Raw genomic sequence first — 12,022 nt, forward strand, 5'->3', positions numbered from 1 at the left:
TCCAAAGCGGTAGCAGTGATTACACGCCGCCTGCGGTGAGCTTCTCTGGGTTGAGCAATTCTTCCAGTTGGCTGCGCGTCAGGTCGGTGTATTCCAGGGCGACATCGATCACCGGTCGGCCCTGCTGATAAGCCTTCTTGGCAATCTCAGCGGCTTTTTGGTAACCAATGATCGGGTTGAGTGCAGTGACCAGAATCGGATTGCGCGACAGCGCTTCCTTGAGCCGGGCCTCGTTGACCTTGAAACTGGCGATAGCCTTGTCGCCCAGCAGACGGCTGGCGTTGGCCAGCAACTCGATACTGCTCAGCAGGTTCTGGGCGATGATCGGCAGCATGACGTTCAACTCGAAATTACCCGACTGGCCGGCGACGGTGATCACCGTGTCGTTGCCGATCACTTGAGCGGCGACCATCGCGGTGGCTTCCGGGATCACCGGGTTAACCTTGCCGGGCATGATCGACGAGCCCGGCTGCAAGGCTTCGAGCTCGATTTCACCGAGCCCGGCCAACGGGCCGGAATTCATCCAGCGCAGGTCATTGGCGATTTTCATCAAGGAAACCGCTGTGGCCTTGAGCTGCCCTGAAACGCTGACCGCCGTGTCTTGCGAGCCGATCAGCGCAAACAGGTCCTTGCCCGGCGTGAACTGCACCTGGGTCAGTTGGCTGAGTTGTTGGCTGAAACGCGCCGCAAATTCCGGATGGGCATTGATCCCGGTGCCCACTGCCGTGCCGCCTTGGGCCAGGGATTGCAGGCTTGGCAGCAGATCCTGCAAGTGACCGATATTGGCCTTGAGCTGTTGCGCCCAACCATTGAGCACCTGACTCATACGTACGGGCATGGCGTCCATCAAATGGGTACGCCCGGTTTTGACGAACGGATGAACCTGCTCGGCCTTGTGCTCGATCACCTGCACCAGATGCACCAGCGCCGGCAGCAACTGCTCATGCAAGCTCAATGCGGCGCTGACATGGATGGTGGTCGGGATGATGTCGTTGCTGCTTTGGCCGCAATTGACGTGATCGTTGGGATTCACCGGCTCGCCCAACAAGCGGCTGGCCAGGGTGGCGATCACTTCATTGGCGTTCATGTTGGAACTGGTGCCGGAACCGGTCTGGAAGATATCCACCGGGAAGTGCTGCATGAAGTCGCCTTCGAGCAGGCCTTGAGCCGCATCGACGATCGCCTTGCCTTGGGATTCGCTGATCTGTTTGAGCTCGACGTTGGCTCGGGCGGCCGCAGCCTTGGCCAGAATCAACGCCCGGATGAACTGCACGGGCATCGGTTTGCCGCTGATCGGGAAGTTATCCACCGCGCGCTGGGTCTGTGCGCCATACAAAGCATCAATCGGGACCTGTAACTCGCCCATGCTGTCGCGTTCGATACGTGTGTTATTCATCAGGAGATCCTTGCACCAGTTCTATGAGAGGAATCGAGGGTTGCAACTCGCAGGTCGCCAATTGCCAGGCATAGCTTTGCCAGCGCTTGAGGCGGCAACCGCAGAGTGATTGCCGTTCGAGATCGCGCAACGGCCGCCAAGCCTGGTCGAGACACAGGCTGCGCCAGTGCCAGGGCAGCGCGACATCGACGGCAGTGTCGAGCAGCAAACGGAAAGAGGTTTCGGCGATGGTCCAGGGAGAGGTGGCCGTGCAACACGCCAGATACCGGCCTTCGGCCAGGTAATGCTCGATCAGGCGCGGCTCGTCAGGGTCCATGGCGCAACGGATCTGGCGACTCATCCAGCGCCAGCTTTCAAGGTAAGGCTGCTCGTGCAAGGCAGAACTCATGATCCGGGCTCATTCGGTAATGAGATTTATTATTAGATGATAATGAGAACCAAAACAAGAGCCAGAGTAAAGCGGATCCTGTAGGAGCGAGGCTTGCCCGCGAAGACGGCGGTACAGTCAATTGATGTCGCTCGATATACCGCTTTCGCGAGCAAGCCCGCTCCTACGGGGGTTGTGTGAGCCCAATAAAAAAGGCGCGCCATCCGATAGATGGCGCGCCTTTTTGTACAGCGAGCGGAGGTTAGCTACCCGCCACCGTCATCCGCTCGATCAATACCGAACCGGTGCGAATGTTGCTGCGCAGTTCCAGGTCATTACCGACCGCAATGATCTGCTTGAACATGTCGCGCATGTTGCCGGCGATGGTCACTTCCTGCACCGCGAACTGGATTTCACCGTTCTCGACCCAGAAACCCGCTGCACCACGGGAGTAATCGCCGGTGACCATGTTCAGGCCTTGGCCCATCAGCTCCGTCACCAACAGGCCGCGGCCCATGCGGCGCAGCAAGGCTGCCTGGTCTTCGTCGCCGTGGGTGACGAACAGGTTATGCACGCCGCCGGCATTGGCGGTGCTCGGCATGCCTAGTTTGCGGCCAGAATAGGTACCGAGCACGTAGGACACCAACTCGCCATTCTCCACAAACGGCTTGGCATAGGTCGCCAGGCCATCGCCGTCGAAGGCCGAACTGCCCAGGGCGCGCATCAAGTGCGGACGCTCATCGAGGGTCAGCCATTCCGGGAACAGCTTCTGCCCCAGGGTGCCCTCGAGGAACGACGATTTGCGGTACAGACTGCCGCCAGAGATCGCCGAGAGGAAACTGCCGAACAAGCCACCGGCCAGTTCCGCGGAAAACAGCACCGGCACTTCGCAAGTCGGCACCGGACGCGCACCCAGACGGCTCGCCGCCCGTTGCGCGGCACGTTGGCCGATACTCTCCGGAGTGGCCAGCAAGTTGCCCTGACGGTTTACGTCGTACCAGTAATCGCGCTGCATCTGGCCATCGGCTTCGGCAATCATCACGCAGCTGAGGCTGTGACGAGTCGACGCGTAACCGCCGATAAAACCGTGGCTATTACCGTAAACCCGGCAACCCTGGTGAGTGCTGAGGGTCGTGCCGTCGGCGTTCTGGATCCGGCTGTCGGCGGCAAACGCCGCCGCTTCACAGGCCAGGGCCTGCTCGATGGCTTGCTCCGGGGTAATGTCCCATTGATGGAACAGGTCGAAATCCTGCAGATCCTTGGCCATCAGCGCGGCATCCGCCAAGCCCGAGGCTTCATCTTCGGAGGTGTGCTTGGCAATGGCCAGCGCGGCGGCGACGGTTTCGCGAATGGCTTCCGAACCGCTGGCCGAGGTGCTGGCCGAGCCTTTGCGCTGCCCCACATACAAGGTGATGCCAAAGCCCTGATCGCGATTGAACTCAACGGTTTCGACTTCCCGCTGACGCACCGTGGTCGACAAGCCCTGCTCCAGCGACACCGCCACTTCACAGGCACTGGCGCCCTGGCGCTTGGCTTCAGCGATGATCTGCTCGACTTGTTCTTGCAGTGCCGGCAACGCTTGTGGGCCGACGCTTTCAACTGCACTCATGCTGTTCTCCACTCAAATTCTGCTTTCGGCTGGGGCCTTCGAGCGACCGGGCCGGACAAGCGGCCCCCGACTGGTTATCATGGCGGCGTTTCTTTGCGGACGGCCACCATGGTTGATTCTTACGACGACTCCCTCGATACGGGAGAAAAAAGCAAATCCCAGGTTAAACGCGAGCTTCATGCTCTGGTTGACCTCGGCGAGCGCCTTACAACGCTCAAGCCTGACTTGCTGGCAAAACTGCCGTTGACCGACGCTTTGCGCCGGGCTCTGGGCGATGCCCCCAAGCACACCGCGAATATCGCGCGTAAACGGCACCTTATGTTCATCGGCAAACTGATGCGCGATCAGGACACTGACGCCATTCTGACTCTGCTCGATCAACTGGATGCCTCCACTCGGCAGTACAACGAACGTTTTCATGGCCTGGAACGCTGGCGCGATCGCTTGATCGCGGGCGACGATGCAGTCCTGGAGAAGTTCGTGCTCGACTACCCGGAAGCTGATCGTCAGCAATTGCGCTCCCTGATCCGTCAGGCCCAGCACGAACTGGCGACCAACAAGCCACCGGCTTCGAGCCGTAAAATCTTCAAGTACATCCGTGAGCTGGACGAGACTCAACGCGGTCTGCGTTAAGTCCCGAATCGGGTGAGCCGCCTGGCGGTTCACCCGAAGCTCCACTTTTTCAAGAGCCCTTACGCGCCCGTGCCACCCACGGTAATCGCGTCGATTTTCAGCGTTGGCTGGCCGACACCCACCGGCACCGACTGCCCATCCTTGCCACACGTTCCCACACCGCTGTCCAGCGCCAGATCGTTACCGACCATCGACACCTTGCTCATGGCTTCCGGCCCGTTGCCGATCAATGTCGCACCTTTGACCGGGGCAGTAATCTTGCCGTCTTCGATCAGGTATGCCTCGCTGGTGGAGAACACGAATTTGCCACTGGTGATGTCCACCTGACCGCCGCCGAGGTTGGCGCAATAGATGCCTTTTTTTACCGAGGCAATGATTTCCGCCGGGTCGCTTTCGCCAGCCAGCATGTAGGTGTTGGTCATGCGTGGCATCGGCAAGTGCGCGTAGGATTCGCGCCGACCATTACCGGTACGGGCCACGCCCATCAGGCGCGCATTGAGCTTGTCCTGCATGTAACCTTTGAGCACGCCGTTTTCGATCAGCGTGGTGCACTCGGTCGGCGTGCCTTCGTCGTCGACACTCAGCGAACCACGGCGCCCGGCGAGGGTGCCGTCATCGACGATGGTGCAGAGCTTCGAGGCAACCATCTCGCCCATGCGCCCGCTGTAGGCCGAACTGCCCTTGCGATTGAAATCGCCTTCCAGACCATGGCCGACGGCTTCGTGCAGCAACACGCCGGACCAACCCGAACCCAACACCACCGGCAACGTACCGGCCGGGGCCGGGATCGCTTCCAGATTCACCAGTGCCTGACGCAACGCTTCGCGGGCATAACCCATGGCGCGGTCATCGCTGAGGAAATAGCGGTAGTCGGTACGACCGCCACCGCCATGACCGCCGCGTTCACGACGACCGTTCTGCTCGACGATCACGCTGACGTTGAAACGCACCAGCGGTCGCACATCCGCCGCCAGGCCGCCGTCGGTGGAAGCAATCAAAATCCGTTCCCAGACCCCAGCCATGCTCACGGTGACTTGCTGGATACGCGGGTCGAGGGCGCGAGTCGCCACGTCGATACGCTTGAGCAGCTCGACTTTCTCGGCACGGGTCAGCACTTCCAGCGGGTTGTCCGGCCCGTACAACTGGGCGACATCCTGGGTGGTGAACGCCTGCACGCTGCCATTCTGCCCGGCCCGGGAGATCGAACGGGCCGCACGGGCCGCCGCGCCCAAGGCTTCGAGGGTGATTGCATTGCTGTAGGCGAAACCGGTTTTTTCGCCCGATTGCGCACGCACGCCGACACCCTGGTCGAGGTTGAAGCTGCCTTCCTTGACGATCCCGTCTTCCAGTGCCCAGGACTCGGAAATCTGCCCCTGGAAATACAGGTCGGCGGCATCGATGCCCGGGCCGGCCAGATCGCCGAGCACACCTTGCAGGCTTTCGATTGTTACGCCGCCGGGCGCCAGGAGGTGTTCACTGACGGAGGACAACAACTCGCTCATATGCTTTACGCCTTAAATTCGTCGTTCTGATGCAGGTCGCTGGGCGCCCTGCGAGAAAAATCGCCGGTGAGTGGACACCGGCATCCGCGCCCTGATGGACGCCTGTTCGCTGCTGTCGCGTTGGGCCAGCAGCACGGCCTCGCCTTGATCCTGTTGTGCCAGCACACGCCCCCATGGGTCGACGATAGCGGCATGACCAAAGGTTTCTCGTGGCCCCGGATGCGTCCCACCCTGGGCGGCCGCGAGCAGGTAACACTGAGTCTCGATGGCCCGTGCGCGAATCAACACGTCCCAATGGGCCGCGCCGGTTACCGCGGTAAAGGCCGACGGTGCGGTAATCAATTCCGCGCCGGCAGCACGCAATTCACTGTAAAGCTCCGGAAATCGCAAGTCGTAACACACCGTCAGGCCGACTCGACCGACGGGCGTGTCGGCAACCACCACGCCACTGCCATAAGCATAGTCATCGGATTCGCGATAACGCCCGCGATTGTCCGCCACATCTACGTCGAACAGGTGCAGCTTGTCATACCGTGCAATGGTTTCGCCCTGGTCATCGACCAGCAACGAGCACGCATGCACCTTGGCCGTCGGTTGATCCACCGGCGGCAACGGCAATGTGCCGGCCACTATCCATAACTTGAGGTCGCGGGCGGTCTGTTTCAACCACGGCAGAATCGGGCCTTCGCCCAAGGCTTCGGCGCGGCCGATGTCGGCAATGTCGCGACGGCCCATGGCGGCGAAGTTTTCCGGCAGCACGGCAAGCCGCGCGCCACCGGTCGCCGCCTGCTCAAGCAGACGACGGGCCTGGGCCAGATTGACCAGCACGTCGCTCTGGCTGACCATTTGAATCACCGCTACAGACATGGCCTATTCCTTACTTGTGATTTCACCCTGCCGTCGGTAAACGACACGACCTTGTAGCAGCTGGCGAAGCCTGCGTTCGGCTGCATAGCAGTCGTAAATCCGCAATGCACGGTTTGCCTGAAGGAATGCGGCATCTGATTTTACGACTGCTGCGCAGCCGAACGCAGCTGCGGCAGCTGCTACAGGGAAACGTGGCGGCTACAAACCAACCTTTGGACATGCTACTCCATAGGCCCAAAGAGTGCTTTTTCAAAAGAATTCAAAAAGGCTTGTCGAAGGTGATTTTCGGTTCTTTCCACGGGCCTTTGACGGTGTATTTGACACTGGCAAAGCGCGCCACGCGATCACCGATCAACTTATCGATCAGGAACAGCGCCCCGCCGACGGCCGGTGCACCGACGATCAGCGCAGCAATCGGCAAATTGTTGGTCACCGGCAAAGTCACCAACAACTTGGCATCGATCTGATCGCCCACTAGGTCCAGCGTGCCATTGAGCTCCACATTGCTCGACGGGCCGGTCATCAAAATCGGCTCACGGGTGACGTAGACCCCGTTACTGGCGACCAACAGGCCTTTGACGCGGTCATAGCTCAAGCCTTTGCCAAACAGATCGGAGAAGTCCAGGCGCAAGCGGCGGCCAATGGAGTTGAAGTTGAGCAGGCCGAATACGCGTAGCGCTTGGGCGCTGCCCTCGACTTCAACGAACTGACCTTTTTTCAGCGAAGCATCAAGGCTGCCGGAAAAGCGCTTGGTGGCCAGCCACGCCGGTGAGCCGGGCCAGCGACCGTCGACATCCATATGAAATTCTTCACTGGTGACGCTCGGTGCAAAACCCCAGCCCTTGAGTACGTCAGCGAGGTTCTTGCCTCTGATCCGTCCCTTATACCAACTGCTGGAGTTACCCGGCGTGCCTTCCCAGCCGCCGCTGCCCTGCAGGAAGATACCCTTGAGGCCCAGATCCAGGTTATTGAAGGCAATGCCTTTGGCGGTCGGCCGAATTTTCAGATGCCACGCGCCCACCAGATCCGGCCCCTGGAACAGCTGATTAATGGTGACATCCAGCGCCGGGATCTTCGTCGGGTCTACGGTGGCCAGCGGATCCGGCGAATTCTCGTCAGCCAGCGCCGTTGGGTCTCGTGCCGGCAAACGTACGTATTGCAGATTCACCGCAATCGGTGCGGCTTTCGCATCGGCAATAACGGCGCTGCCCTTGGCCTGCTGACTGTCTAGCTGCAAGCTCCATGCGGCCGGTTTGCGCGTCAATTGCACCGAGGCCTGATCGAAGGTCGTGCCGAAACCGCTGAGCTTGCCAATCTTGAAATCCGCGCCGCTGAGCAATTGTTTGGCACTGCCTTCCGGATCCTGGCCGGCATATTTGCTCAGCAGATCCTGCCAAGGGGCGACATCCAGCTCGGACAGTACGCCACGCACACGCAAGCCTTTGGCACCAGGCAACACGGCATTGCCACCACCGAGAAACAGCTCGCCGCGACCTGCGGCGAAATTACCGGTCGGTGCCGCAAACGTGAAGTTCGCCAGTTCACCGTAATTGACCCAGTAGCGCCGCTCCGGCCCTTGCAGGGTCATGCGGAACACGGTATCGCGCCCGACATCGGCCGCCATGCCGAACGGCGCCGGCAAATCCACCGCCACGCCTTTGAGGTTGGAACTGACCATTAATTGACTGTCGACGCCATCAAGGTTGAGCTGCAACTGGTAAGGGATCATCCCTGTCACCGGCAATGGCTGAGTGACATTCAGCCATTCAGTGAGTTTTTTGACCTCCACTTCGCTCGATGCGGTGATCCGCGTGATGAGTTTGCCCTCACGGCCCTCGGCATGGATCCGTGCGGTCACCGGCTTGTCGAATACCCTCGCCGTGATCTTTTGCCCACTCAGCCCCTTGATGCTGTCGAAACGGAAATCGCCCTTGAGTTGCGTCAGCTCCAGGGTGGGCTCGCGGAGCTTCAAACGGGCTTTGTCGGTCTTGAAATCCACAAGGATTTTCGGCCGCTCGCCTTTGACCAGAGGGATATCGAGTTTGAGCTTGCCTTGCAGATCGCCCTCGCCTTCCCAACCGGCGAAGGTGTCGGCGGTGCCGATTGGCGCTTCCTGCAGAATCTTCAGGCCATCGCCCAAGCCACCAGCAAACGCGCCGTCGAGAAACAGATGAGTGCTCTGCCCGGCAGGTACACGGGGAATATTGACGTAGACGTCGCTGACCTGAGTGTCGAGCAATTGACCCTTGCTCGCGAGGATCCGCACGCCGCTGTCTTCGATGAACACATCGCCGCTGACCTTGCTGACATGCGGCCAGCCCGGCTGAAACGCCAGCTCGGCATCGTGAACCTTGAAAAACAGGCTGATGCTGCGGGCCGTTTCGGCGGCGCCGTGGTTCAGCGAACCCTGATACTGGAAGAAGCCTTCATCCACCGCGCCTTTGAGAATCGCGGTGCGCAGCCATTCGTCCAGCCCCGGGCTGAGCACCGTCGGCAGGTACTTGGCGGTGTAGCGACCGTCGCCGTCCACCAGGCCGACCCGCAGGTCCATGTAGTCTTCCCGGGTGTGATCGAAATGCAGGCGGATCAGGAAGTCGCCGGCAATCTTGCCCTCCTCGCCCAATACCTTCAGGTACGGTGCGATCAGGGTGAAACCTTCTTTGTCGAGTTTCCAGGTCAACCGGGCGTTGGCCTGAATGTACTGCCATGGCTTGGCGAAAATCGGGTCCAGGTGCAGGGAGAAATCCTTGCTGTCCATGCGCAGCTCACCCTGCCCGAGGTCGCCGCTGATGTTGCCACTGACATTTCGCACCGCCGGCGCACCGCGATAAGCGTCGAAGCCGACTTTTTCCAGATTGGCGGCAAAGCTGAATTTGCTGTCATCGGTAGCGGCTGGGCGGAAGTCGATCAGCACGTTGCGCAAAACCCCGGTGACCTTGAGCCGCTCGACCGCCGTGGCAACACCTTCGGGCAGTGGGCCCAGTGCGTTCAGCAACGGAGTGAGCGGCGTGAGATCGATACGGTCGGCTTGCAAATGCAAGAGCTCTGGCGCCGTATCGTTCGCCGCCGTTTGTTGAAATTGCAGTTTCGATTCCCAGCGGCTATCGCCCAGACTCATCGCCAGCGAATCCAGGGTCACCAGAACGCCTGTGGAACTGCGCTGGAAATACCCGTTCAGCGCCAGATTATTGATCTGGATCGGCTGGCGCTCGGCATAGGCGCCTTTGAGTTGCGGCGCGTTCAAACGAATCGCGGCGCGTTGCACGGTGCCCTTGCTCCAGTTAATCCAGAACTCGCCACCTGCCTTGATCTCGGAAAAATTCCATTGCTGAGTCAGGCGCTCGGGTAACCATTTCGACCAATCACTTTGCGGCAGGCTCAGGTAAGCGTCCGCTTCGCCGTCCTTCCATTGGGCAGCGCGCAAACGGGTGCGCAGGCTCATCGCAACCGGCTGGCCGTCGGGCAAGGTCAAACGGGCATCGAGCCGCTGGCGGGATGGGCCGGTTTTCAAATTCAGGCCGACGTACGTCAGGGTCAGCGGCGACTCCCCCAATGGCTGCAAGGTGACCTGGCTGTCGAGCACCGACAGCTGCTGGATCATCTGCATACGATTGAGCAGTTGCTCCGGATTCAGCGGCTGGTCTTGCTGCACCGGTAAACCTTCCAGCGCCCAATGACCGTCCTCACCTTCCTTGAGGCTGATCTTCAGGCCGTTGAGTTCCAGATGTGCGATGCGCACTTCGCGCGCCAGCAGGCTGGCCCAGAGATCCGGCACCGCGCGCACCTGATCCAGGCGCAAGGCATTGGAACCCTCGCCGACCATCACGTCATGGGCCAGCAGAACCGGGGCGAGGCCGCTCCAGTTGCCTTCCAGCTTGCCGATTTGCAGGGGCATGCCCAAGGCATCGCTGGCTTTGTCTTCGACATCGGCACGGTACTCGGCCACCAGCGGCGTCAACTCCCGGCCGAGGCTGACGAACAGCGCCGTCAACACTAAAACCAACGCGCACAGGCCCAGGCCCCAGCGGGTCAGTGCGGCCAAAATGCGTGTCAGACGCTCCATGTCAGTTGGCTCCCATGGCAAAAATACTGCAAAAAGCTGAGGCCAGCCGCTCTAGTGGAGTTGAAACCCAACGATTCAGAGCAACACCACGTCGTATTGTTCCTGGGAATACATGGTTTCCACCTGGAACCGAATGGTGCGCCCGATAAAGTCTTCGAGCTCTGCGACGTTGCCCGACTCTTCGTCGAGCAAACGGTCGACCACTTTCTGGTTCGCCAGCACCCGATAACCTTCGGCCTGATAGGCCCGGGCCTCACGCAGGATTTCACGGAAGATCTCGTAGCACACGGTTTCCGGAGTCTTGAGCTTGCCGCGACCCTGGCAGCTGTTGCACGGTTCGCACAACACTTGCTCAAGACTTTCGCGGGTGCGCTTGCGGGTCATCTGCACCAGGCCCAACTCGGTGATGCCGATGATGTTGGTCTTGGCGTGATCGCGTTCCAGTTGCTTCTCGAGGGTGCGCAACACCTGACGCTGATGTTCTTCATCTTCCATGTCGATGAAGTCGATAATGATGATCCCGCCCAGGTTACGCAGGCGCAGCTGACGGGCAATGGCGGTGGCGGCTTCGAGGTTGGTCTTGAAGATGGTTTCTTCGAGGTTGCGATGACCAACAAAAGCGCCGGTATTGACGTCGATGGTGCTCATGGCTTCCGCCGGATCGATCACCAGATAGCCGCCGGACTTGAGCGGCACTTTGCGTTCCAGGGCTTTCTGGATTTCGTCTTCGACGCCATACAAGTCGAAGATCGGCCGTTCACCTGGGTAATGCTCCAAACGGTCGGCGATTTCCGGCATCAGTTCGGCGACGAACTGCGTGGTTTTCTGGAAAGTTTCCCGCGAATCGATACGAATCTTCTCGATCTTCGGGCTCACCAGATCGCGTAAGGTGCGCAGCGCCAGGCCGAGGTCTTCGTAGATCACACTCGGCGCGCTGATGGTCTTGATCTGGTCGTTGATCTGGTCCCAGAGCCTGCGCAGGTAGCGGATGTCCATGAGGATCTCATCAGCCCCGGCCCCTTCGGCAGCAGTGCGCAAAATGAAACCGCCGGCTTCCTTGATGCCTTCTGTGGCCACGCAGTCGGTGACCACTTGCTTGAGGCGTTCGCGCTCGGCTTCGTCTTCGATCTTCAGGGAAATGCCGACGTGGGCGGTGCGCGGCATGTACACCAGATAGCGCGACGGAATCGACAGTTGCGTTGTCAGGCGTGCGCCTTTGGAGCCGATCGGATCCTTGGTGACTTGCACCACCAGGCTTTGACCTTCATGAACCAGCGCGCTGATGCTCTCCACCGTCGGGCCTTCGCGAAGAGAAATTTCCGAAGCATGAATGAACGCGGCACGGTCCAGGCCGATGTCGACGAAAGCGGCCTGCATGCCCGGCAATACCCGCACGACTTTGCCTTTATAGATGTTGCCGACGATCCCGCGCTTTTGCGTGCGCTCGACGTGGACCTCTTGCAGGACACCGTTTTCGACCACCGCCACGCGCGATTCCATCGGCGTGATGTTGATCAGGATCTCTTCACTCATGGCAGGGTCTCGTTCAGGCATGTTCACGATAATGGCCGCATCTTGTCAGTAC

At 60.1% G+C, this 12,022-nt stretch carries 8 protein-coding genes; 1 reads left to right on the plus strand and 7 read right to left on the minus strand.

What is annotated here, in order from left to right:
* Positions 1 to 19: 19 nt before the first annotated feature.
* The 3 genes from CKW20_RS24020 to pmbA all read right to left on the minus strand — a co-directional run bounded on the left by CKW20_RS24020 (position 20) and on the right by pmbA (position 3,372).
* Complete coding sequence (locus CKW20_RS24020) at positions 20 to 1,396, minus strand: aspartate ammonia-lyase (RefSeq protein ID WP_095055120.1); 1,377 nt, start codon at positions 1,394 to 1,396, stop codon at positions 20 to 22.
* Entirely contained in the window at positions 1,389 to 1,784 is a 396-nt protein-coding gene (locus CKW20_RS24025) for a FagA protein (protein WP_095055121.1), read from the minus strand. The genes CKW20_RS24020 and CKW20_RS24025 overlap by 8 nt, the downstream gene beginning before the upstream one ends.
* Before the next feature lie 241 nt (positions 1,785 to 2,025).
* Positions 2,026 to 3,372, minus strand: coding sequence for a metalloprotease PmbA (gene pmbA, locus CKW20_RS24030; RefSeq protein WP_095055122.1), 1,347 nt, complete (start codon positions 3,370 to 3,372; stop codon positions 2,026 to 2,028).
* A 108-nt stretch (positions 3,373 to 3,480) separates the two neighbouring features.
* Here pmbA and yjgA point away from each other — a divergent pair, with 108 nt between their 5' ends.
* A complete protein-coding gene (gene yjgA, locus CKW20_RS24035; protein ID WP_008026892.1) occupies positions 3,481 to 4,005 on the plus strand; it encodes a ribosome biogenesis factor YjgA in 525 nt (174 codons plus the stop codon).
* Between the two features lie 59 nt (positions 4,006 to 4,064).
* Here yjgA and tldD read toward each other — a convergent pair whose 3' ends face one another.
* The 4 genes from tldD to rng form a co-directional block, all read right to left on the minus strand.
* Positions 4,065 to 5,507, minus strand: a complete 1,443-nt coding sequence (tldD, locus tag CKW20_RS24040) for a metalloprotease TldD (RefSeq protein ID WP_095055123.1) — start codon at positions 5,505 to 5,507, stop codon at positions 4,065 to 4,067.
* A gap of 12 nt (positions 5,508 to 5,519) precedes the next feature.
* Positions 5,520 to 6,374, minus strand: coding sequence for a carbon-nitrogen hydrolase family protein (locus CKW20_RS24045; protein WP_095055124.1), 855 nt, complete (start codon positions 6,372 to 6,374; stop codon positions 5,520 to 5,522).
* A gap of 259 nt (positions 6,375 to 6,633) precedes the next feature.
* A complete protein-coding gene (locus CKW20_RS24050) occupies positions 6,634 to 10,437 on the minus strand; it encodes a YhdP family protein (RefSeq protein ID WP_095055125.1) in 3,804 nt (1,267 codons plus the stop codon).
* A 75-nt stretch (positions 10,438 to 10,512) separates the two neighbouring features.
* A complete protein-coding gene (rng, locus tag CKW20_RS24055; protein WP_095055126.1) occupies positions 10,513 to 11,970 on the minus strand; it encodes a ribonuclease G in 1,458 nt (485 codons plus the stop codon).
* Positions 11,971 to 12,022 lie beyond the last annotated feature (52 nt).

Origin of the sequence: Pseudomonas sp. Irchel s3b2 (genome assembly GCF_900187445.1) — a bacterium.
GTDB lineage: Bacteria > Pseudomonadota > Gammaproteobacteria > Pseudomonadales > Pseudomonadaceae > Aquipseudomonas.

Coding starts and splice junctions, on each gene's coding strand:
- CKW20_RS24020 (WP_095055120.1), bottom strand. CDS start 1,396: ATGAATAACACACGTATCGAACGCGACAGCATGGGCGAGTTACAGGTC.
- CKW20_RS24025 (WP_095055121.1), bottom strand. CDS start 1,784: ATGAGTTCTGCCTTGCACGAGCAGCCTTACCTTGAAAGCTGGCGCTGG.
- pmbA (WP_095055122.1), bottom strand. CDS start 3,372: ATGAGTGCAGTTGAAAGCGTCGGCCCACAAGCGTTGCCGGCACTGCAA.
- yjgA (WP_008026892.1), top strand. CDS start 3,481: ATGGTTGATTCTTACGACGACTCCCTCGATACGGGAGAAAAAAGCAAA.
- tldD (WP_095055123.1), bottom strand. CDS start 5,507: ATGAGCGAGTTGTTGTCCTCCGTCAGTGAACACCTCCTGGCGCCCGGC.
- CKW20_RS24045 (WP_095055124.1), bottom strand. CDS start 6,374: ATGTCTGTAGCGGTGATTCAAATGGTCAGCCAGAGCGACGTGCTGGTC.
- CKW20_RS24050 (WP_095055125.1), bottom strand. CDS start 10,437: ATGGAGCGTCTGACACGCATTTTGGCCGCACTGACCCGCTGGGGCCTG.
- rng (WP_095055126.1), bottom strand. CDS start 11,970: ATGAGTGAAGAGATCCTGATCAACATCACGCCGATGGAATCGCGCGTG.